We start from the raw sequence: 22,031 nt of genomic DNA on the forward strand, positions 1-22,031 counted from the left end.
ATGACGCTGCTCCAGGTCAAAGACCTCGTCGTCGAATTTCCGAACCGCCGCGGCACGCTGCGCGCGCTCGACCGCATTTCCTTCGACATCGCGCCCGGTGAAATCCTCGGCGTGGTGGGCGAATCGGGCGCGGGCAAGTCGCTCACCGGCGCGGCCATCATCGGCCTGCTCGAACCGCCGGGCCGCGTGGCCGGCGGCGAGATCCTGCTCGAGGGTCAGCGCATCGACAACCTCGGTTTCGATGCGATGCGCCCCATCCGCGGCCGCAAGATCGGCGCGATCTTCCAGGATCCGCTGACCTCGCTGAACCCGCTGTACACGGTGGGCCGCCAGCTCATCGAGACCATCCGCACCCACCTGCCCGTGACCGAGTCGGAAGCGCGCAAGCGCGCCATCGGCCTGCTGCAGGACACCGGCATTCCCGCCGCCGAACAGCGCATCGACCACTTCCCGCACCAGTTCTCGGGCGGCATGCGCCAGCGCGTGGTGATTGCGCTTGCGCTCGCGGCCGAGCCCAAGCTCATCGTGGCCGACGAGCCGACCACCGCGCTCGATGTGTCGATCCAGGCGCAGATCATCCAGCTGCTCAAGCAGGTCTGCAAGGAACGCGGCGCGGCGGTGATGCTCATCACGCACGACATGGGCGTGATCGCCGAGACCTGCGACCGCGTGGCCGTGATGTATGCCGGCCGCATCGCCGAGATCGGCCCGGTGCACGAGGTGATCCACCAGCCCGCGCACCCCTACACCTCGGGACTGATGGCGTCGATCCCCGACATGACGAGCGACCGCGAACGGCTCAACCAGATCGACGGTGCCATGCCGCGGCTCAATGCCATTCCGACCGGCTGTGCCTACAACCCGCGCTGCCCGCGCACCTTCGCACGCTGCCTGACCGAACGGCCCGAGCTGATGCACGCGGGCGCCACGCGCGCCGCCTGCTGGCTGCACGACGCCGCCGACCCGCATGCGGGGCAGGCCGAGATCGCCGCGCAGCACCACGACGCCCTGGCGGCCGGCGAGCGCGCCACGCCCGAGGCGGCCGAACCCCTCGCAGAGGTGACCCGATGAGCGCCGTGATCGAACCCCGCAAGGACGCTGCGGCAGCAAAGACCAAGACCGGCGAGCCGCTCGTGGTCGCGCACGACCTCGCACGCACCTTCGACGTGTCGCCGCCCTGGCTCAACCGCGTGCTCGAACGCAAGCCGCGCGTGCTGCTGCATGCAGTGGACGGCGTGAGCTTTTCCATCGAGCGCGGCAAGACGCTCGCGCTGGTCGGCGAATCGGGCTGCGGCAAAAGCACCGTGGCGCGCCTGCTGGTGGGCCTGTATGCGCCCACGCGCGGCGGCCTGCAGTTCGACGGGCAGGACGCGCACGCCGCGTTCAAGACGCCTGAAGGCCGTCAGCTGCGCCGCCGCATCCAGATGATCTTCCAGGACCCCTACGCGAGCCTCAACCCGCGCTGGATCGTCGAGGACATCATCGGCGAGCCGCTGCGCGAGCACGGCATCCTGAGCGACAAGGACGCGCTGCGCCAGCGCGTGGGCGAGCTGCTGCAGTCGGTCGGCCTTTCGCCGCTGGACATGAGCAAGTACCCGCACCAGTTCTCGGGCGGCCAGCGCCAGCGCATCTCCATCGCGCGCGCGCTCGCCACGCAGCCCGAGTTCCTCGTGTGCGACGAGCCCACCTCGGCGCTCGACGTGAGCGTGCAGGCGCAGGTGCTCAACATCATGAAGGACCTGCAGCGCGAGCAGGGCCTGACGTACCTGTTCATCTCGCACAACCTCGCCGTGGTGCGCCACGTGGCCGACCAGGTCGGCGTGATGTACCTGGGCCGGCTGGTCGAGGTGGCGGACAAGCAGAAGCTCTTCGCCGAGCCGCAGCATCCGTACACCCGCATGCTGCTCGACGCGATCCCGCAGATGAAGCACACCGGCCGCGCACGTACGCCGGTGCAGGGCGAGGTGCCGAACCCGCTGAACCCGCCGACCGGTTGCGCCTTTCATCCGCGCTGCCCGCACGCCAATGCGCGCTGCTCGACCGAGCGGCCGCAGCTGCTGAGCCTGAAGGGCGTGCAGGTGGCCTGCCATGCGGTGGAGGAAGGCCGCTTGTGAGTGAAGGCGGCAGCCCGCAGGGCTGGCCGACGGACTTTCCGTATCGGCCGCACCTGCGCTTCTGCTCGCTGGGCAACGAGAACGTGCGGGAGGTGATGGAGGGTTTTCGCCTGGCCTGCGAACGCCTCGGCTACATCACAAGCATCGCGCCGGGGCCGGGTGTCGACAACGACGACATCAACCTCTTCTTCTTCGCGATGGGCCTGAGCCTGCCCTCGGACGACGAGCTGCCGCCGAACGCGATCGTCGTCAACTTCGAGCCGGCCCTGCCCGCGTTGCTCGCGGAGATGCCCGGCTACCAACGGCTGCTGCAGCGCGCCCATGTGTGGGAGTACAGCCTCGAGAACATGGTGTACCACCCGGCGCTGGGCATCCATCGATCCGACTACGTGGGCCCGGGCTTCGAGCCGCTGGCCACGCCGCTGGTGCCGGAGTCCGAAGTGCTGGACGACGCGCAGCAGGACATCGACGTCATCTTCTTCGGCGAGACGACGCCCCGGCGGCTGCAGGTGCTGGAGGCATTGACGGCCGCCGGACTGCGCGTGGCCTACCCCTTCGGCACCGCCTGGACGCCGTCGCAGCGCGACGCCTTGCTGCCGCGCGCCAAGGTCGGGCTGAACATGCGCAAGGCCGATCACTCCAGTACCGTCGAGCTGCCGCGCCTGTCGATCCTGCTGCGGCATCGCAAGGCCGTGGTGTCGGAGCTGTATCCGCATTCCGAGATTCCGCAGGTGCTGCGCGACGCGGTCGAAGGGTGCACGAAGGACGAGCTGGTCGACCGCGTGCGCGCGCTGGTGGCCGATGCGCCGCGGCGGCGTGCGCTGGAAATCGCCGGGCCGCGGGCGCTGCAGTCCTTGCCGCCGCAGCATGAGGTGCTGGCGGAGGCGATGCAGCGTTATCTTGCGGCGGCTCGGCAGCGATGGGTGGGGCAGCGGGAACGGCGCATGGATGAGCCTGCCTCGCAGGTGTCCGTCCTGATGGTGACGCGAGACGACGAGGCGAACGTCGCGGAGGCTTTGGCATCGATCGCCGAGCAAAGCCTCGCACCGCACCAGATCATCGTGGTGGACGACGGCTCCACCGACGCCACCGTCGACGTGGTTCGCGCGCGCATGGCCGCCGACCCGCGCCTGGCCGGGCTGCTGCTGTTGCAGGCGCCCGTCCCGATGGGCTGGGCCGCCGCCGCGCAATGGGGGTTGATGCAGGCGCGCGGCGACGCGCTGGCGCTGTGGGCGCCGACCGTGCGCTGTGCGCCCGAGCGCCTGCAAGTGCAGTCCGCGTTCCTGCGGGCGTCGCCGGAGATCGGCGCGGTCGGTGCCTGGTACACCCGCGACGGCGGCGAGGAACCGCCGATGCAGCGCCTGCCGGAGATGCACGACCAGATCCTGGCCGCGCTGCTGGCCCACTTGCCGCATGAACAGCCGCTGCTGATGGGCGGCCTGATGCTGTCGCTGCCCCGCATCCAGCAACGCGGACTCGGCTTCGACGCCACGCTCGGCCGGTTCGCATGGCTCGGCCTGCTGCTGGAACTGGTGCGCGGCGGTGCGCGGCTCGCCAACCTCGGCATCAGTCTCAGCCAACTGACGACCCGCCACGCTGCGGGACCCGTGGAAACCGATGTGACGGCGCTGACCCGTGTGCGAGAGCGTCTGCTGCCACTGGTCTTCCCCGACGTGCCGTCCGCCGAGGCGCAGCGGCTGGCCCGGCTCTACGGCCAACAGTGGGCGCCCGATGCCGACGATGCCACGGCGCTGCTGCGCGACATGGCGAGCGCTAGCGAGCGGCAGGGTGACGTCCACGCGACCACCGTGCTGCGTGGTGAAAGCCTGCGCGTGCTGGCGGTGTATGCGGAGAACGGGCGACTGGCGCCGGGCTACCTCGACACGCTGATGCGCGAGCCCTTGCTGCGCGATTTCCTGGCGCCGCTGGGCGAACGCCTGCGTGCATTCGTGCCGTGAACCATGGTGCTTGCGCCGGGCGGTGTGCGTAAACGCACTTTCCCAGCCCTCACTCTGTTGCACAGTCCCAGGTTGGCCCCGAATCCACACCCCCTGACACGATGACCTCCACCCCGATGACCCGCCTGCTCGGCCGCCGCGGCTTTCTCATGGGCTCGGCGCTGGGCGCCACCGCCGCGCTGGCGTCGATGACCGAGATCGCACACGCGGCCGGCGCAGCACCGGCGCGCCGCATGCCCGTCATCTTCATTGGCCACGGATCGCCGATGAACGCGCTGGCGGACAACGCCTTCACGCGCCGCCTCGCCGCCTGGGGCCGTGAGCTGCCGCGCCCCACGGCGATCCTCAGCGTGTCGGCGCACTGGCTCAGCCAGGGTGCGACCGGGGTCACGGTACAGACGCGGCCCAAGACGATCCACGACTTCGGCGGCTTTCCGCAGGCGCTGTTCGACATCGAGTACCCAGCGGCCGGCCATCCCGCACTGGCGCGCGAAGCGATCGGCGCCGTCAAGCAGGCGCCGGTGATCGCGACCGAGCAGTGGGGGCTGGACCACGGCACCTGGGCCGTGCTGAAGCACCTCTATCCGAAGGCCGACGTGCCGGTCTTCCAGCTCAGCATCGACTACGACAAACCGGCGGCGTTCCACCATGCGGTGGGGCGCGACCTGGCGGCCTTGCGCGACCAGGGCGTGCTCGTGATGGGCAGCGGCAACGTGGTGCACAACCTGCGTGCCACCGACCGCGGCACGCCCGATGGGCTCAAGGCGAGCCGCCCGTGGGCGCAGTCGTTCGACGAGGCGGTGAAAGCCGCGCTGGCCGGCCGGGACGACCGCGCGCTGATCGGCTACGAAAAGCTCGAAGGGGCGTCGACCGCCGTGGCCACGCCGGACCACTACTTCCCCTTCCTGTATGCCCTGGGCGCTGCGGCGCCGGGCGAGCGTGCGAAGACGGTCTACGAAGGCTTCCAGTCGGGCACGCTCAGCATGCGCTGCCTTCAGTTCGGCTGAAGGCGCGGCGCATTCGGCGGTTCTACTGCTCCTCGCCCCAGGCGAAACCGTCGCGGGCGATCATGGCGCTCGAGGCGCTGGGGCCCCAGGTGCCGGCCGCATAGGGGCGCGGACCGCCATCGGATTCCCAGGAGTCGATGAGCGGCTCGACCCAGCGCCAGGCTTCTTCCTGCTCGTCGCTGCGCACGAACAGGTTGAGGCGCCCGTCGATCACGTCCAGCAGCAGGCGCTCGTAGGCACCCACGCGCTCGGCGCCGAAGCGCTTGTCGAAGTCCAGGTCGAGCTGCACCGGCGCCAGTTGGGCGGCGCTGGCGTGGCCGTTGCCGCCGCGCTGGCGGTTGTCCTGCGCCTGCGCGAGCATGTGCAGCTCCAGGCCGTCCTTGGGCTGCAGGTTGATCACCAGCTTGTTCACGTTGCCTGCCGGTGCGCGGTAGATGGCGTGCGGCGTGGGGCGGAAGTTGACCTCGATGCGCGCGTCGCGCGAGGCCAGCCGCTTGCCGGTGCGGATGTAGAAGGGCACGCCGGCCCAGCGCCAGTTGGCGATCTCGGTGCGCAGCGCCACGAAGGTCTCGGTGCGGCTGTCGGGGTTCACGCCCGGCTCGTCGCGGTAGCCCTGCACCCGCTCGCCGTAGGCCGTGCCGGCCGTGTACTGGCCGCGCACCGCGTGCAGGCCCAGGCTCTCGGGCGTCCAGGGCTTGAGGGCGCGCAGCACCTTGAGCTTTTCGTCGCGGATGGCGTCGGCGTGCGCGTTGATGGGCGGCTCCATGGCCACGGCGCACAGCAGCTGCAGCGCGTGGTTCTGCACCATGTCGCGCAGCGCGCCGGTCTGGTCGTAGAAGGCGCCGCGCTTTTCCACGCCCAGGTCCTCGGCCATGGTGATCTGGATGTTTGCGATGTGCTCGCGGCGCCAGATGGGCTCGAACAGCGCGTTGCCGAAGCGCATCGCGAACAGGTTCTGCACCGAGGGCTTGCCCAGGTAGTGGTCGATGCGAAAGACCTGCTTCTCTTCGAGCACCTTGCCCACCGCGGCGTTGATGGCGCGGTTGGAGGCGAGGTCGTGGCCCAGCGGCTTCTCGAGCACGACGCGGGTGCGCGGGCCGTTGAGCCCGGCGGCGGCGATCTGCTCGACCACCTGCGTGAAGAGCGCGGGCGCCGTGGCCACGTACATCACGACCGTCTTGGCATCGCGCTGCTTGAGCAGGTCGGCCAGGCTGGCGTAGTCGGCGGGCTTGGACAGGTCCATGCGCAGGTAGTGCAGCATGGACGCGAACTTCTTGAACTCCTCGGGGGAGGGGCGCTTGGCGCCTTCGACGGCGCTGAAGCGCGACTGGATCAGCTCGCGGTACTGGTCGTCCGACAGGTCGTCGCGTGCCACGCCGACGATGCGCCCGTCCTGCGGCAGGCTGCCGTGCCTGAAGGCCTGGAACAGCGCGGGCATCAGCTTGCGCCACGCAAGGTCGCCAGTACCGCCGAACAGAACGAGATCGAAGCTCATGAGAAAACTTTCCTTTGTCTGAATGCCGAGCAGGCAACGTGCCAGTCGCGATGGTACTTGTACCGATTCGGCACACCTGTACTAAAGCTACGCTGTCCCATGGCCGCGAGGCCTTTTTTTATTGCCGAGGCAGGGGAATACCAATGAAGAAGCTTTTCACGGCAGCCGCGCTGCTGGGTCTGTCGGCCGCCGCGTCGGCGCAGACCGTCAACGTCATCTGCTCGGTGCAGGCCGAGTGGTGCAACGTGATCTCCACCGTCTACGCCCGCACCACGGGCGTGCGCATCAACATGGCGCTCAAGGGCTCGGGCGAGGCGCTGGCCCAGCTCATCGCCGAGAAGGACAACCCCAAGACCGACGTCTGGTTCGGCGGCACGGGCGACCCGCACCTGCAGGCGGCCGAGCAGGGGCTCACGCTTGAGTACAAGTCGCCCACGCTCACGCAGCTGCATCCCTGGGCCCAGCAGCAGGCCAAGCAGTCGGGCTACAAGACCGTGGGCATCTACTCGGGCCCGCTGGGCTTCGGCTACAACCCCGAGCTGCTGGCCAAGAAGAAGCTGCCCGTGCCCAAGACTTGGGCCGATCTGCTCAAGCCCGAGTACAAGGGCGACATCCAGGTGGCCAACCCCGCATCGAGCGGCACGGCCTACACCATGATCGCCACGCTGGTGCAGCTCATGGGCGAGGACAAGGCCTTCGACTACCTCAAGGCGCTGCACAAGAACGTGGGCCAGTACACGCGCTCGGGCACCGGCCCGATCAAGGCGGTGGCGCGCGGCGAAACCGCGATCTCCATCAGCTTCGTGCACGACGGCCCGGGCGAGAGGATGCAGGGCTTTCCGGTCGAAACCATCACGCCGAGCGACGGCACCGGCGCCGAGATCGGCTCCATGAGCGTCATCAAGGGCGCGCGCAACCTCGATGCCGCCAAGAAGTTCTACGAATGGGCGCTCACGCCCGCCGCGCAGGAGCTGGGCGCCGCCAACAAGCAGTTCCAGCTGCCCAGCAATGCGAGCGCCAAGCTCGACCCGCGCATTCCTGATTTCAAGAAGATCAAGTTCATCAGCTACGACTACGCCAAGTACGGCGCCAGCGCCGAGCGCCGTCGCCTGATCGCGCGCTGGGAAAAAGACGTCAACTCGCTGCCGCGCTAAGTGCAGGCGCGTTCCAACGAAGGCGCGCCGGCCAACCCGGCGTCCCTGGCCGCCGCCCGGCGCGCGCGGCGATGGATCTGGGCCTGGGTCGCGCTGGGCCTGGCGGCCTATCTCGTGCTGCCCTGGTATGCGATCCAGGATGCGACCTGGTACGAAGCCGTTCCGCAGGTCTTCGGGCAGGCGGAAGGCGCCAACGGCCTGATGCAGGCGGCGACGCAGGGCCGCAGCTGGCTCTTCATCGGGCTGGCCGGGCTGCTGCTGTGCGCCGTCGGTGCGGCCTTGCCGGCCGGCAAGGCGCAGGGGCGCTGGCTGCTGGCGGGCGGCGCGATCGGCGCCATCGGCTTGGCCGTGGCGGGCTTCACCATCGGCGCGCGCGGCTGGAGCGTCGCGGCACTCAACACCCAGTTCGGCGAACTGGCGGTCAACCAGTTCGGCATCGGCGCGGGCGGCTTCGTGGCGCTCACGGCGCTGGTGCTGCTGGCGGCCTTCGGCATGGCGCGGCTCGGCCTGTTCAAGGGCGATCTGTTCGTCTCTGCCTCGGTGGTCGGCTGCGGCGTGCTGATGGCGCTGTTCATCGCCTACCCGGTGAGCCGGGCGCTGTCGGGCGCCTTCTTCAACGAAGACGGGCAGTGGTCGATCACGGCCTTCGCGGCGCGCGTGTTCACCGAGCGCATCTGGGGCCTGGGTTGCCTGGCGGGCGGCGTGCGCTGCGGCGTGGCCTGGAACACGCTGGTGCTGGCGCTGCTCACCGCGGCCGGCACCACCTTCCTGGGCACGCTGATGGCGCTGATGGCCGAGCGCGGCAGCCGGCGCGGGCAGGGCGCATTGCGCGTGCTGGCGCTGCTGCCGATCATCACGCCGCCGTTCGTGGTCGGCCTGGGCCTGATCCTGCTGTTCGGCCGTGCGGGCATCGTCAACCAGGTGCTGGAGAACGTGTTCGGCATCGAGCCCACGCGCTGGTTCTACGGCATGCCGGGCGTGCTGGTGGCGCAGCTGTTCGCCTTCACGCCCATCGCCTTCATGATCATGCGCGGCGTGGTGCAGGGCATCGCGCCGAGCCTGGAAGAGGCCGCGCAGATGCTGCGCGCCGACCGGCGCCGCGCGTTTTTCACCGTGACGCTGCCGCTGCTCAAGCCCGGGCTGGCCAACGCCTTCCTGGTCGGCTTCATCGAGAGCATTGCCGACTTCGGCAACCCGGTGGTGGTGGGCGGGCAGTTCTCGGTGCTGTCGACCGACATCTTCTTTGCCATCGTCGGCGCGCAGTACGACCAGGGCCGCGCGGCATCGCTGGCCTGGGTGCTCACGCTGTTCGCGCTCGGCGTGTTCGCGCTGCAGCGCGGCCTCTTGGGCAAGCAGAACTACACGACCGTGAGCGGCAAGGGCGACGCCGGCATCGCGATGGCGCTGCCCGATGGCGTGCGCCGCACCATCCAGTGCATCGCGCTGCCGTGGATCGCCTTCACCGCCGTGGTCTACCTGTTCGCCTTCGCGGGCGGCTTCGTGCAGACCTGGGGCCGCGACTACAGCTTCACGCTCAACCACTTCAAGAGCGCCTTCGCGCTGGAGTGGGGCCAGTTCGGGCTGGTGTGGGCCGGCACGGCGTGGAACTCGCTGATCACCACGCTGAAACTGGCCGGCATCTCGGCGCCGATCACCGCGGCGCTGGGCCTGCTCATCGCCTGGCTGCTGGCGCGCAACGAGTTCAAGGGGCAGGGCGCCTTCGAGTTCGGCGCGCTGCTGGCCTTTGCGATCCCGGGCACAGTGCTGGGCGTGAGCTACATCCTGGCCTTCAACGTGCCGCCGTTCGAGCTCACGGGCACGGGGCTCATCATCGTGCTGTGCTTCATGTTCCGCAATCTGCCGGTGGGCGTGCGCGCCGGCACGGCGGCCTTCAAGCAGCTCGACCGCTCGCTCGACGAGGCCTCGCTGATGCTGCGCGCCTCGACTTCGCAGACCTTGTTCAAGGTGGTGCTGCCGCTGCTCAAGCCCGCGCTGGTGGCCGCGCTGGTCTACAGCTTCGTGCGCGCCATGACGACGGTGAGCGCCGTGATCTTCCTGGTCACGGCCGAGAACGAACTGGCCACCACCTACATCATCGGCCGCGTCGGCAATGGCGACTACGGCATCGCGCTCGCCTACTGCACGGTGCTCATGGTGCTGATGTCGCTGGCCATTGCGCTGGTGCAGTTCGTGGTCGGAGAGCGCAAGTTGGGAAGACGCGGGGCCACGCCCAATCACCAAGGGCATCACAAAATGGAAAGCCTCTCCGTATGAACGGTATCGAATTCCGCAACGTCACCAAGCGCTACGGCACGGACAAGAACGGCCCGATGGCCGTCAAGGGCATCAGCTTCGAGGTGCCCGTGGGCACGCTCACCACCATCCTCGGCCCCTCGGGCTGCGGCAAGACAACCACGCTGCGCATGATCGCGGGGCTCGAGTCGCCGACCTCGGGCTCGATCTTCATGGGCGGGCGCGACGTCACGACGCTCGGCCCGGGCGAGCGCAACGTGAGCATGATGTTCCAGAGCTACGCGCTGTTCCCGCACATGAACGTGATCGAGAACGTGGGCTACGGCCTGCGCATGAGCGGCGTGAAGAAGGACGAAGCCACGTTGCGCGCGCGCGAGGCGCTCCGGGGCGTGGGCCTGGTCGGCTTCGACGAGCGCCTGCCCAGCGAGCTGTCGGGCGGCCAGCAGCAGCGCGTGGCCCTGGCGCGCGCGCTGGTGCTTGAGCCGGCGGTGCTGCTGTTCGACGAGCCGCTGTCCAACCTCGACGCCCGCCTGCGGCGCGAGATGCGCGAGGAGATCCGCTCGCTGCAGCAGCGCCTGAAGCTCACCGTGGCCTACGTGACGCACGACCAGAGCGAGGCGCTGGCCGTGAGCGACCAAATCATCGTCATGGACCACGGCGTGATCGCCCAGCGCGGCACGCCCGAGCAGCTGTACGGCCGGCCCGAGAGCGAGTTCGTCGCCGGCTTCATGGGCGAGGCGATGGTGTTCCCGGCCGTGGCACAGGCCGACGGCAGCGTCACGCTCGGCCCGCTGCGGCTGCAGCCGCGCTACGCGGTGGCGCCCGGCACGGTGAAGGTGGCGGTGCGGCCCGAGGCCTGGGACATCGGCGCGCTCGATGGCCTGCCCGCCACGCTGCGCAAGTCGGCGTACCTGGGCAGCTTCTACGAATACGGCTTCGACACCCCGCTGGGGCCGGTCTTCGTGGTCTCGACCGACCTGTCGCGCCCGCTGGCGGCCGGCACGCAGACCACCCTGTCGCTCGGAACCCATGGCGTGAGCGTGGTGCCCGGCGCATGAAACAATGGCGCCATGAACGTGGTTTTCGATCTTGGCGCCGTGCTGTTCGCCTGGGAGCCGGCACGGCTGGTCCAGGCCCATCTCCCCTCTCACGCCCCCACTGACGCCGCCGCCGCGGCCCTGGGCCGGGCCCTTTTCCATCACGACGACTGGACCGGCTTCGACTGCGGCACCCGCACGCTGGACGAGGCCATCGCCCGCATGTCGGCGCGGCTGGCGCTGCCGGCCGAGTCGCTGCACGCCATGCTCGACGGGCTCGGGGAGCGGCTGGCGCCGATCGACGTCACGGTCGCGATGCTCGAAGAGCTGCTCGTGCAGCGCGACGCCGGTGAGCCGCTGCGGCTGTACTACCTGTCGAACATGCCCGTGCCGTTCGCCCGCGCCCTCGAGCGCCTGCACGCCTTCATGCAGCGCTTCGACGGCGGCGTGTTCTCGGGCGACGTGAAGTTTCTCAAGCCCGAGCGCGAGATCTACGAGCTGCTGGCCATGCGCCACGGCCTCGATCCGGAGCAGACGGTGTTCATCGACGACTCGGCCGCCAACGTCGAGATGGCCCGCGCCTTCGGCTGGCACGCCATCCACTGCACCGCGCCCGACAAGCTGCCGGCGCAACTGCAGCGCTACCTGCCGGTGAGCACCACCTTGTCGGTGTCGAACCCCAGGCTGCGGGCGTAGTCCAGCTCGGCCTGCAGCGCGTCGTCCTCCAGGCGCGGCGCGCGCGACAGCACCCAAAGGTACTCACGGTCGGGCGTGCCGACCAGCGCCACCTGGTAGTCGCGGTCGAGCTTCAAGATCCAGTAGTCGCCCCACACCAGCGGCAGCCAGCCCATCCAGGCGGGGGCGAAGCGCACCTGCAGCCGTCCCGCGCCGGGCTGGCCGGCCACGGGCACCACGCGCGCACTACCGATGGCCTCGTCGAAGTTGCCGTCGTCGCGCACGCAGCGGTTGCGCACCTGCACGGTGCCGTCGGGCTGCGGCGTGTACTCGGCGCTCACCGGGCCGGCGCACTGTTTTTGGAACCGGTTGGGCAGCCGCGCCTGTTCGTGCCAGACGCCGGCGTAGCGGTGCAGGTCGACCGGCGCCACCACCTGCAGCGGCGCGCGCATCAGCGGGGCGCCGTCGGCCGGACCGGCGGGCCGGGCACGGGCCGTGCGTGCGGCGCCCAGCGCGTACCAGGTGGCCACGCCGCCCACGACGAAGGCGGTGGCCATGGCGCCGATCGCGTGGCTGGTGCGGCGGTCGTCGAAGGCGCGGCCGGCGGCGGTCGCGGGGCGTGGGGGGCGAGGGGTCATGAGGGCTCCTGGGGAAAGTCGTTCTCGGCGTGGATGTCGCGTCCCGTTCAGGGTGCCCCGGGCCGCGGCTGGCTGCCGTCAGCCGGGGACCACAGCCCCTGTAGGGCAGGGCGGCCGACAACCCTTCGCGCTGCAGGCCGATGGAGCTTCGCGAAAACCCGTGCTACGGTTCGCATGAAAACATCGACCGCCGCGCAACTGCGTGCAGGACTTGTCACACCCCTCCCCGGATAATTGATTTCATGAACCAACTCGATGCACTCCGCCAGTGGACCACCGTGGTTGCCGACACCGGCGACTTCAAGCAGCTCAGCATTTCCAAGCCGCAGGACGCGACCACCAACCCGTCGCTGATCCTCAAGGCCGTGCAGAAGGCCGAGTACCGGCCGCTGCTCGATGAAACCGTGCAGGCCCACGCCGGCAAGCCGCTCGACGAGGTCATCGACCGCCTGCTGGTGCGCTTCGGCACCGAAATCCTCTCCATCATCCCGGGCCGCGTGTCCACCGAAGTCGACGCACGCCTCTCGTTCGACACCGCCGCCACCGTGGCCCGCGGCGAGCGCATCGTGGCGCTGTACAAGGCCGAGGGCATCGACACCGAGAAGCGCCTGCTGATCAAGGTCGCCTCCACCTGGGAAGGCATCGAGGCCGCGCGCCTGCTCGAGCAGAAGGGCATCCGCACCAACCTCACGCTGCTGTTCTCGTTCGCGCAGGCCGTGGCCTGCGGCGCGGCCGGCGTGCAGCTCATCTCGCCCTTCGTGGGCCGCATCTACGACTGGTACAAGAAGTCGGCCGGCGCCAAGTGGGACGAAGCCGCCAGCGCGGGCGCCAACGACCCCGGCGTGAAGTCGGTGCGCGAAATCTTCAACTACTACAAGCAGCAGGGCATCAAAACCGAGGTCATGGGCGCGAGCTTCCGCAACGTGGGGCAGATCCAGGCGCTCGCCGGCTGCGACCTGCTGACCATCAGCCCCGAGCTGCTGGCCGAGCTGGCCGCGAGCAACGAGCCGCTCACGCACGCGCTCGACGCCAAGGCCGCCGCCACGGGCGACGCGAAGAAGGTGAGCTACGACGAAGCCGGCTTCCGCTTCGCGCTCAACGAAGACGCCATGGCCACTGAGAAGCTTGCCGAAGGCATCCGCGCCTTCGCGGCCGACGCCGTGAAGCTGGAAAAGCTCATGCAGGAAAGCGGCAAGTAAACATGACCATGACCCTGCGCTGTGACCGCGCGCCGGCCTGGGCGCAACTGCAGTCCAGCTTCGACACGGCCGGTCGCCAGTTCGATCTTCGCCATGCCTTCGTGGAGGACGCCGGGCGCTTCGCGCGCTTCAGCCAGGAGGCGCCGCACGTCTTCGCCGACCTGTCGAAGAACCTCATCGACGCGCGCACCGAGGCGCTGCTGTTCACGCTGGCGCGCGAATGCGGCCTCGAAGCCCACCGCGACGCCATGTTCGCGGGCGCGCACATCAACAACACCGAAGACCGCGCCGTGCTGCACACGCTGCTGCGCGCGCCGGCCGACGCGGCCACCGGCCGCCAGACGGCCCACGAGTTGCGCGAGGTGCATGCCACGCTCGACGCCATGCTGGCCTACGCCGAGAAGGTGCGCAGCGACCACACGATCACCGACGTGGTCAACATCGGCATCGGCGGCTCCGACCTCGGCCCGCAAATGGCGGTGCTGGCGCTCGCGGAGTTCGTGGCGCCGGGCAAGCGCTTTCACTTCGTCTCGAACGTCGACGGCCACGAACTGGCGGGCGTGCTCAAGGGCCTGGCGCCCGAGCACACGCTGTTTCTGCTCGCCTCCAAGACCTTCACCACGGCCGAGACGATGACCAACGCGCTCTCGGCCAAGCGCTGGTACGAACAGTCGGGTGGCACCGACATCGCCGGCCATTTCGCCGCGCTCACCACCAACGTCGAGGCCGCGAAGCAGTTCGGCATCGACACCACCTTCGGCTTCTGGGACTGGGTGGGCGGCCGCTATTCGCTGTGGTCGGCCATCGGCCTGCCGATCGCGCTGGCCATCGGCGCCGACGGCTTTCGCCGGCTGCTGGCGGGCGCGCATGCGATGGACGAGCACTTCCGCACCGCGCCGCTCGAGCAGAACCTGCCTGTGCGGCTGGGCCTGCTCGATGTCTGGTACCGCAACTTCCACCGCTTCACGAGCCGCAGCATCGCGCCGTACCACAGCGCCCTGAAGCGCGTGCCGGCCTACCTGCAGCAGCTCGAGATGGAGAGCAACGGCAAGCAGGTCGATGCGAGCGGCGCGCCGCTGGCCTTCGGCACCTCGCCCGTGCTCTGGGGCGAGCCCGGCACCAACGGACAGCACGCCTACTTCCAGATGCTGCACCAGGGCACCGACGTGATCCCGCTCGAGTTCATGGCGGTGCGCGACGCCTCGCACGACCTCGACGGCCACCACCCCAAGCTGCTGGCCAATGCGCTTGCGCAGGCGCAGGCGCTGATGGTCGGCAAGCTCGACGAAGGCGGCCACAAGAACTTTCCGGGCAACCGGCCGAGCACCTTCTTCGTGTTCGAGAAGCTCACGCCCGAAGCACTGGGCGCCTTCCTCGCGATGTACGAGCACCGCGTGTTCACCAGCGGCGCGCTGTGGGGCATCAACAGCTTCGACCAGTGGGGCGTGGAACTCGGCAAGGTGCTGGCGCGCGACATCGAACCGCGCCTGGCCTCAGGCGATGTCTCGGGGCTCGATGCCTCCACGGCCGGCCTGCTGCAGCGGCTGAGCACCTGACGGCGCACGTCACTGCAAGCCTCGCAAGCCTTGGCCAAAGGCTCTATCCACTAGGCCTTTAGGCCATTGGTTTGCAGCGTGGTGGCCGGTTTGGCCGAGTTTGTCGTTGCACAGTGCGCCGATATGATGGCCCCGGGGAAATTTCCCTGGGATTCATCAAGAGGAGCGAGTCAATGGACTTTCAAACAGCGGTCAAGACGTGCATCGCCAAGTACACCGATTTCACGGGTCGTGCGTCGCGTTCCGAGTTCTGGTGGTTTTTTCTGGCCCAGTTCGGCGTGCTCGTCGTGACGGGCCTGATCCATGAGTACGTGTACTTCATTGCAGCGCTGGCCCTGCTTCTGCCCGCCCTCGCGGTGGGCGTGCGCCGCCTGCACGACATCGGCAAGAGCGGCTGGTTCTTGCTGCTGTCGATCATCCCGCTGATCAATCTCGTGCTGATCTATTTCTTCGTTCAGCCGACGCAGCCGGAGAGCAACGCCTACGGCGAACCGCCGAGCGCCTGAGCTTTTTTCCTTCGAAGGGCCGCACACGCGGCCCTTTTTCTTTGGGGCGCCAGGCGGCTCAGGCCACTGCCGCCTCGACGGATGCAGGTGCAGCAGGCGCGCCGCTTGCCATCCGCACGCACAAGTCGAAGGCCTGTTGCAGCCCTTCGATCTGCGCTACGCCCTGGCCGGCGATGTCGAAGGCGCTGCCGCTGGCCGAGGTGGCCACGGGCACGGGCAGGCCGCCATGCAAGGTCACGCCCTGCTCGAAGCCCATGAGCTTCATCGCGATCTGGCCCTGGTCGTGGTACATCGACACCACCGCGTCCACGTCGCCGCGCCGTGCGCCGATGAACACGGTGTCGGGCGAGAACGGGCCGCGCGCGTCGTGGCCTTCGGCGCGCAGCTGTTCGATGGCGGGCGCGATGATCTCGATCTCTTCCATGCCGATCGAGCCGCCGTCGCCCGCGTGCGGATTGAGGCCGGTCACGGCGATGCGCGGGTGTGTCACGCCGGCGCGGCGCAGTGCCGACGCGATGATCTTCACGGCGTCGCGCACGCCCTCTACCGTGATGTGCCGGGCCACGTCTTTCAGCGGGATGTGCGAGGTCACGCGCGAGGTCCACAGCGAGCCGGTGAGGTTGAACTCGCAGACGAAGCCGGTGACCGCGAAGCGCTCCTGCATGTAGCGCAGCTCGTCCTCGTGCACGAGGCCGCCCAGGCGCAGTGAATGCTTGTTGAGCGGCGCGAAGAGGATCGCGTCGGCCTGGCCGTTTCGCACGGCCTGCGTGGCCAGCTCCAGTGCTTCGAACGAGGCCCGGCCCGAGCGCTCGTTCGACTCGCCGAGCACCGGTTCCTCGCCCGCCATCCAGTCGCGCACGAGGAGGCTCGGACGGCCGTCTTCGAAGCGCAGATCGTCCAGGGCGTTCACCTGCAGCGGCGCCAGCTTCGTGCCCGCCACGCGCTCGCCTGCGGCCAGCACGACGGGGTCGGCGATCAGCAGCACGCGCGCGGCGTCGAGGTTGCGCTGGCGCGCGAGCAGCTTCACGGCCATCTCGGGGCCGACGCCGCTGGGGTCGCCCAGCAGCACGGCGATGCGGGGTTTGGCGGAGGTCACGCGCGGGGTTGTCGATGGGGTAGACATGGTCGGCAATGGAGGTGGAGAAAAGAGAAAGAAGGGACGGCCTCACTCGGCCTTGATGCGCGCATCGCGCACGAGCCGGCCGTAGTGGTCGAACTCCTGCCGGTTCATCGCCGCGAAGGGTTCGCCGGTCAGCGTGCCGGGCTCGCCGCCCAGGGCCTTGATGCGCGACTGCACGTCCGCCAGGCCCATCGTCCGCGTGAGTTCGGCGCTCAGCCGCTCGACCGCGGGGCGCGGCGTGCCGGCCGTCACGTACAGGCCGTACCAGGTCGACACGTCGGCGCCCTTGACGCCTTGCTCGGCCAGCGTGGGCACGTCGGGCAGCTCGGGCGAGCGCTGCGGTGCGCTCACGGCCAGTGCGCGGAACTTGCCGGCGCGGATCTGGCCCATGGCCGAGGAGGTGCTGTCGAACATCATCTCGACCTCGCCCGAGATGATGTCGATGTGCGCCTGCGAGCTGCCCTTGTAGGGCACGTGGATCGAGGTCATGCCCGTGGCCAGGTTGAAGGCTTCGCCGCCCACGTGCTGCGTGCTGCCGATGCCCGACGACGCGTACTTGAAGCCGCCGGGCTTCGCGGCCATCGCGGCCAGTAGGTCTTTCACCGACTTGTAGGGCGAGCTGGCCGACACCACCAGCACGTTGGGCATCACGGCCACGAGGCCGATGGGTTGCAGGTCTTTCAGCGGGTCGTACTTGAGCTTGAGGATGTGCGGCGCCACGGCCTGCGCCGTGTTGGTGGCCAGCAGCAGCGTGGCGCCGTCGGCCGGCGCGCGGGCCGTGAGTTCGCCGGCGATGGTGTTCGAGGCGCCGGGGCGGTTCTCCACCGTCACGGGCTGCTTGAGCACGGGCGCGAACTTGTCCGCCAGCACGCGCGCGAGGATGTCGGTGCCGCCGCCGGGCGAGGCGCCGACCAGGATGCGCAGCGGCTTGTCGGGGTAGGCCGGCTGCGCACCCGCGTTCAGGCAGGCCGCCAGCGCCAGGAGCGCCGCCAGGCCGGCACCGCGGGCCAGGGGAAAGAGGGTCATCGCGTCGTCTCCTGCTTGTTGTGGGCTCGAGCCTACGGAGCTTCTGGCGCGCGATCCAATCGAAAAAGGCCGAAGCTCCATATACTTTTGTGCATGAAACCCGGCCTCACCGACGCCTCGCTGATGCTGCATGTGAGGCCGCGCCAGCTGCTCCTGCTCGCCCGGCTCGATGCGCACCGCCACCTCGGCCGCGCGGCCGAGGCCATGAACATCAGCCAGCCTGCGGCCACCAAGCTGCTGCAGCAGCTGGAGGAGTCGCTGGGCGAACAGCTCTTCGAGCGCCTGGCGCGCGGCATGGCGCCCACGCCCTACGGCGAGATCCTGATCCGCTACGCCCACCGCGTGCTCAGCGACTTCGGCACCGCGCGCGAGGAAATGCTCGCGCTGCGTTCCGGCCTGAGCGGCGCGCTGCGCGTGGGCAGCGTGCCGGGTGCGGTGCCCGAGCTGCTGGCGCCGGCGCTGGTGGCGTACCACCTGCGCCATCCGCAGGTGGCCGTGTCGGTGGTGGTCGAAACCAGCGACCTGATGCAGGCGCAGCTGGAGCAGGGCGACGTCGACCTCGTGCTGGGCCGCCTCACCGACGGCCACGACGAGGCCAAGTACGCGAGCGTGCCGCTGCTGGGCGAGTCGCAGGTGGTCGTGGTGCGCGCGGCGCACCCGGTGTTCGAGCGCGCGGCCACGGTCACGCTGGCCGAGATGGCGAGCTGGTCATGGGTGCTGCAGCCGCCGGGCTCGCCGCAGCGCGGGCGCTTCGAGGCGGCGATGCGCGAGGCGGGCATCCAGGCGCGGCTGGACATCATCGAAACGGCATCGCCCATCGCCATCACGGCGCTGCTGGAGAACTCCGACATGGCCGCCGTCATGCCGGCCTCGCAGGCCAACCATTACGGTCGGCTGGGCGTGCTGCGCACCGTGCCGGTCGAGCTGCCGGTGCGGGTGCCGCCGATCTGCCTCATCACCCGCGAGGACCGGGCGCTGTCGCCGGCGGCGGCGCAGTTCCGGCGCCAGCTGCTGGGTGGGCACGCGTGACGGGCGAGAACTTCAGTCGGACGTTTTTCCATCCTGAATTGCGTTAACTAGGGATTCCACTAGCCAACTGGTGCAAGAGAGTACTGGTTTGGCCGCTCGAAATACCAAAATCGCAAGCGCGTTTCTCCAGAATCCGGGCACGGCGACCACGATACCGAGGCGTCGCTCACCCAAGGAGACACCATGAAGCGCTTTCTGAAAGCGGGCCTCGCCCTCGCACTCATCGGCACGGGCCTTGTGTCCCACGCCGCCACCGAACTCGTGATCGCGACCGTCAACAACGGCCACATGATCGAGATGCAGAAGCTCACGCCCTTCTTCGAAAAGGCCAACCCCGACATCAAGCTCAAGTGGGTCACGCTGGAGGAAGGCACGCTGCGCCAGCGCGTGACCACCGACATCGCCACCAAGGGCGGCCAGTTCGACGTGATGACCATCGGCCTGTACGAAGCGCCGATCTGGTCGAAGAAGGGCTGGCTGCAGCCCATCGCCACCGATGCCGCCTACGACGCCGACGACCTGCTGCCCGCCATCCGCGCCGGCCTGTCGCACGAAGGCAAGCTGTACGCCGCGCCCTTCTACGGCGAGAGCTCGATGCTCATGTACCGCAAGGACCTGGCCGACAAGGTGGGCTTCAAGATGCCCGAGCAGCCCACCTGGGCGCAGGTGAAGGAGCTGGCCGGCAAGATCCATGACCCCAAGGGCGGCCTGTACGCCATGTGCCTGCGCGGCAAGCCGGGCTGGGGCGACAACATGGCCTTCCTGACCACGCTGGTCAACACCAACGGCGGCCAGTGGTTCGACATGCAGTGGAAGCCGCAGATCGACACCAAGCCCTGGAAGGACGCGATCGGCTTCTACGTCGACCTCATGAAGGCCTACGGCCCGCCGGGCGCCTCGGCCAACAGCTTCAACGAGAACCTGGCGCTCTTCAACGAAGGCAAGTGCGGCATGTGGGTCGACGCGACCATCGCGGCCTCGTTCATCAGCGACCCCAAGCAGTCGAAGGTGGCCGACAAGGTGGCCTTCGCACAGGCGCCGGTCGCCGTGACGCCCAAGGGTGCCAACTGGCTGTGGACCTGGAACCTCGCGATTCCCTCCAGCTCGACCAAGGGCGCCGCAGCGCAGACCTTCGTGAAGTGGGCGACCTCCAAGGAGTACGTCAACCTCGTGGCCAAGGAGCATGGTTGGGGCACGGTGCCCACCGGCACGCGCAAGTCGACCTACGCGAACCCCGAGTTCCAGAAGGTCGCCAAGTTCGCCGCCGCCGAGAAGAAGGCCATCGACAGCGCCAACCTCAGCGACAGCACCTTGCCCAAGTCGCCGTACGTCGGCGTGCAGTACGCGGCCATTCCCGAGTTCCAGGCCATCGGCGTGGCGGTGGGCCAGCAGATGAGCGCGGCGCTGTCGGGCAAGGTCACTGTGGACCAGGCGCTGAAGACTTCGCAGCTCGCGGCTGAGCGCGAAATGAAGAAGGCCGGCTACTACAAGTAAGCCACGCTTCTTCCCCTCTCCCCGCGGGGAGAGGGCCGCAGCCTGAGAGGAACAGACCATGAAAAGACTCCTGCCCCGCGCCCTCATGGCGCCCGCCGTGCTCACGCTCTTCCTGTGGATGATCGTGCCGCTGCTGATGACGTTGTACTTCTCCTTCGTGAACTACAACCTCATGCAGCCCGGCGAACGCACGTTCGCGGGCATCGAGAACTTTCACTACTTCGTCACCGACCCCGACTTCTGGCCGGCCACGTGGAACACGCTGCTGCTCATCGGCAGCGTGATCGTCATCACCGTGGTGTTCGGCGTGCTGCTTGCGCTGCTGGTGAACGAACCGTTCCCGGGCCGTGGCATCGTGCGCGTGCTGCTGATCTCGCCCTTCTTCGTGATGCCCGCAGTGAATGCGCTGCTGTGGAAGCACATGATGATGAACCCGATCTACGGCATCCTGGCCGACGTGTGGCGCTTCTTCGGCGCGCAGCCGGTCGACTGGCTCACCGACGTGCCGCTGTTCTCCGTGATCATCATGGTGGCCTGGCAGTGGCTGCCCTTCGCCTGCCTGATCTTCATCACCTCGCTGCAGTCGCTGGACCGCGAACAGATGGAAGCCGCGCGCATGGACGGCGCGAGTTCGTTCCAGCGCTTCTTCTATCTCACCATTCCGCACCTGGGCCGCCCGATGGCCGTGGTGATCATGATCGAGATGATCTTTTTGCTCAGCGTGTTCGCCGAGATCGCCATCACCACCAACGGCGGCCCGGGCAACGAGAGCACGAACATGACCTACATGATCTTCAAGCAGTCGCTCATGAACTTCGACGTGGGCGTGGCGTCGGCCGGTGCGCTGTTCGCGGTGGTGCTGGCCAACATCGTCGCGGTGTTCCTGATCCGCATCATCGGCAAGAACCTGGACTGAAGAAGGAACGACCATGCAACCCAGCAACTTCCTTCCCCAGCTGCTGCGCACCGTCGGTGCGTGGGCCGTGGCACTGCTTCTGTTCTTCCCGCTCGGCTGGCTGTTCCTCACGGCCTTCAAGACGGAGCTGCAGGCGATCCACGTGCCGCCGCTGTTCATCTTCGAGCCCACGCTCGACAACTTCGGCGAAGTGCAGCGCCGCAGCGACTACCTGCTGTACGCGCGCAACTCGCTCATCACCAGCCTGGGCTCGACGATCCTGGGCCTCCTGATCGCCGCGCCCGCCGCGTACTCGATGGCTTTCTTCCGCACGAAGAAGACGCGCGACATCCTCATGTGGATGCTCTCCACCAAGATGATGCCGGCCGTCGGTGCGCTGGTGCCGATCTACGTGCTCGCGCAGACGGCGGGCATGCTGGACTCGCTCACCGCGCTCACCATCGTGTTCACGCTGTCGAACCTGCCGATCATGGTGTGGATGCTCTATAGCGCCTACAAGGACATTCCGAACGAGATCCTCGAGGCTGCGCGCATGGACGGCGCGAGCCTGTGGACCGAGTTCCGCCATGTCGTGATGCCGCTGTCGGTCGGCGGGCTCGCATCGACCGGCCTGTTGTGCCTGGTGCTGAGCTGGAACGAAGCCTTCTGGGCATTGAACCTCACCTCCGCCAAGGCCGGCACGCTGGCCACGCTCATCGCCTCGTACTCCAGCCCCGAGGGCCTGTTCTGGGCCAAGTTGTCGGCCGCCTCGCTGATGGCCATTGCGCCCATCGTCGTGTTCGGCTGGTTCAGCCAGAAGCAGCTCGTGCAGGGCCTGACCTTCGGCGCCGTCAAGTAAAGAAAGGGAGACATCT

At 68.5% G+C, this 22,031-nt stretch carries 19 protein-coding genes; 15 read left to right on the forward strand and 4 right to left on the reverse strand.

The genetic code is table 11. The features are described 5' to 3' along the window. The 4 genes from AC1RGU_RS22675 (at position 1) to ygiD (ending at position 5,079) form a co-directional block, all read left to right on the forward strand. Positions 1 to 1,071 (forward strand): ABC transporter ATP-binding protein, encoded by a 1,071-nt coding sequence (locus tag AC1RGU_RS22675; protein ID WP_095948287.1) that lies wholly within the window; start codon positions 1 to 3, stop codon positions 1,069 to 1,071. Next, the gene (locus tag AC1RGU_RS22680; protein WP_307583274.1) at positions 1,068 to 2,114 is read left to right on the forward strand and encodes an ABC transporter ATP-binding protein; all 1,047 of its coding nucleotides are present in this window, start codon (positions 1,068 to 1,070) and stop codon (positions 2,112 to 2,114) included. Before AC1RGU_RS22675 ends, AC1RGU_RS22680 begins: the two co-directional genes overlap by 4 nt. Continuing rightward, the gene (locus AC1RGU_RS22685; RefSeq protein WP_492697906.1) at positions 2,111 to 4,072 is read left to right on the forward strand and encodes a glycosyltransferase family 2 protein; all 1,962 of its coding nucleotides are present in this window, start codon (positions 2,111 to 2,113) and stop codon (positions 4,070 to 4,072) included. Before AC1RGU_RS22680 ends, AC1RGU_RS22685 begins: the two co-directional genes overlap by 4 nt. A 101-nt stretch (positions 4,073 to 4,173) precedes the next feature. Then, complete coding sequence (ygiD, locus tag AC1RGU_RS22690; protein WP_492697905.1) at positions 4,174 to 5,079, forward strand: 4,5-DOPA-extradiol-dioxygenase; 906 nt, start codon at positions 4,174 to 4,176, stop codon at positions 5,077 to 5,079. 22 nt (positions 5,080 to 5,101) lie between these two features. Here the strand turns inward: ygiD and zwf are convergent, their stop codons facing one another. Beyond that, the gene (zwf, locus tag AC1RGU_RS22695; protein WP_062472648.1) at positions 5,102 to 6,574 is read right to left on the reverse strand and encodes a glucose-6-phosphate dehydrogenase; all 1,473 of its coding nucleotides are present in this window, start codon (positions 6,572 to 6,574) and stop codon (positions 5,102 to 5,104) included. A 143-nt stretch (positions 6,575 to 6,717) separates the two neighbouring features. Here zwf and AC1RGU_RS22700 point away from each other — a divergent pair, with 143 nt between their 5' ends. Genes AC1RGU_RS22700 through AC1RGU_RS22715 form a run of 4 tightly spaced genes read left to right on the forward strand, consistent with a single transcriptional unit; the run spans position 6,718 to position 11,714 of the window. After that, the gene (locus AC1RGU_RS22700) at positions 6,718 to 7,728 is read left to right on the forward strand and encodes an ABC transporter substrate-binding protein (protein ID WP_492697904.1); all 1,011 of its coding nucleotides are present in this window, start codon (positions 6,718 to 6,720) and stop codon (positions 7,726 to 7,728) included. After that, entirely contained in the window at positions 7,729 to 10,002 is a 2,274-nt protein-coding gene (locus tag AC1RGU_RS22705; RefSeq protein ID WP_369644665.1) for an ABC transporter permease, read from the forward strand. Further along, complete coding sequence (locus tag AC1RGU_RS22710; protein ID WP_492697902.1) at positions 9,999 to 11,039, forward strand: ABC transporter ATP-binding protein; 1,041 nt, start codon at positions 9,999 to 10,001, stop codon at positions 11,037 to 11,039. Before AC1RGU_RS22705 ends, AC1RGU_RS22710 begins: the two co-directional genes overlap by 4 nt. Positions 11,040 to 11,051: 12 nt before the next feature. After that, on the forward strand, positions 11,052 to 11,714 hold the full coding sequence (locus AC1RGU_RS22715) for an HAD family hydrolase (RefSeq protein ID WP_492697900.1): 663 nt from the start codon (positions 11,052 to 11,054) through the stop codon (positions 11,712 to 11,714). On the opposite strand, the gene AC1RGU_RS22720 is transcribed toward AC1RGU_RS22715, so the two are convergent. After that, positions 11,660 to 12,331 carry a lipocalin family protein gene (locus AC1RGU_RS22720; protein ID WP_492697898.1) on the reverse strand — a complete coding sequence of 224 codons (672 nt, stop codon included), beginning with the start codon at positions 12,329 to 12,331 and terminating at the stop codon, positions 11,660 to 11,662. The genes AC1RGU_RS22715 and AC1RGU_RS22720 overlap by 55 nt on opposite strands. Before the next feature lie 242 nt (positions 12,332 to 12,573). Between AC1RGU_RS22720 and tal the strand changes: the two genes are divergently transcribed. The 3 genes from tal to AC1RGU_RS22735 all read left to right on the forward strand — a co-directional run bounded on the left by tal (position 12,574) and on the right by AC1RGU_RS22735 (position 15,592). Continuing rightward, on the forward strand, positions 12,574 to 13,530 hold the full coding sequence (gene tal, locus AC1RGU_RS22725; protein ID WP_492697897.1) for a transaldolase: 957 nt from the start codon (positions 12,574 to 12,576) through the stop codon (positions 13,528 to 13,530). A gap of 2 nt (positions 13,531 to 13,532) precedes the next feature. Beyond that, positions 13,533 to 15,086 carry a glucose-6-phosphate isomerase gene (gene pgi, locus AC1RGU_RS22730; RefSeq protein WP_492697895.1) on the forward strand — a complete coding sequence of 518 codons (1,554 nt, stop codon included), beginning with the start codon at positions 13,533 to 13,535 and terminating at the stop codon, positions 15,084 to 15,086. Positions 15,087 to 15,259: 173 nt separating this feature from the next. Continuing rightward, positions 15,260 to 15,592, forward strand: a complete 333-nt coding sequence (locus AC1RGU_RS22735; RefSeq protein WP_354345485.1) for a DUF805 domain-containing protein — start codon at positions 15,260 to 15,262, stop codon at positions 15,590 to 15,592. A gap of 58 nt (positions 15,593 to 15,650) precedes the next feature. Here the strand turns inward: AC1RGU_RS22735 and AC1RGU_RS22740 are convergent, their stop codons facing one another. After that, the gene (locus tag AC1RGU_RS22740) at positions 15,651 to 16,715 is read right to left on the reverse strand and encodes a 4-hydroxythreonine-4-phosphate dehydrogenase PdxA (RefSeq protein ID WP_492697893.1); all 1,065 of its coding nucleotides are present in this window, start codon (positions 16,713 to 16,715) and stop codon (positions 15,651 to 15,653) included. Positions 16,716 to 16,757: 42 nt separating this feature from the next. Beyond that, positions 16,758 to 17,738 (reverse strand): Bug family tripartite tricarboxylate transporter substrate binding protein, encoded by a 981-nt coding sequence (locus tag AC1RGU_RS22745; RefSeq protein WP_369631344.1) that lies wholly within the window; start codon positions 17,736 to 17,738, stop codon positions 16,758 to 16,760. A 93-nt stretch (positions 17,739 to 17,831) separates the two neighbouring features. Between AC1RGU_RS22745 and AC1RGU_RS22750 the strand changes: the two genes are divergently transcribed. The 4 genes from AC1RGU_RS22750 (at position 17,832) to AC1RGU_RS22765 (ending at position 22,015) form a co-directional block, all read left to right on the forward strand. Then, entirely contained in the window at positions 17,832 to 18,767 is a 936-nt protein-coding gene (locus tag AC1RGU_RS22750) for a LysR family transcriptional regulator (RefSeq protein ID WP_307695479.1), read from the forward strand. Between the two features lie 183 nt (positions 18,768 to 18,950). Beyond that, the gene (locus AC1RGU_RS22755; protein ID WP_492697891.1) at positions 18,951 to 20,261 is read left to right on the forward strand and encodes an ABC transporter substrate-binding protein; all 1,311 of its coding nucleotides are present in this window, start codon (positions 18,951 to 18,953) and stop codon (positions 20,259 to 20,261) included. A gap of 58 nt (positions 20,262 to 20,319) precedes the next feature. Then, a complete protein-coding gene (locus AC1RGU_RS22760; RefSeq protein ID WP_070059984.1) occupies positions 20,320 to 21,177 on the forward strand; it encodes a carbohydrate ABC transporter permease in 858 nt (285 codons plus the stop codon). A gap of 13 nt (positions 21,178 to 21,190) precedes the next feature. After that, positions 21,191 to 22,015, forward strand: coding sequence for a carbohydrate ABC transporter permease (locus AC1RGU_RS22765; RefSeq protein WP_013539656.1), 825 nt, complete (start codon positions 21,191 to 21,193; stop codon positions 22,013 to 22,015). Positions 22,016 to 22,031 lie beyond the last annotated feature (16 nt).

The organism is Variovorax sp. GW823-FHT02B07 (genome assembly GCF_058797695.1).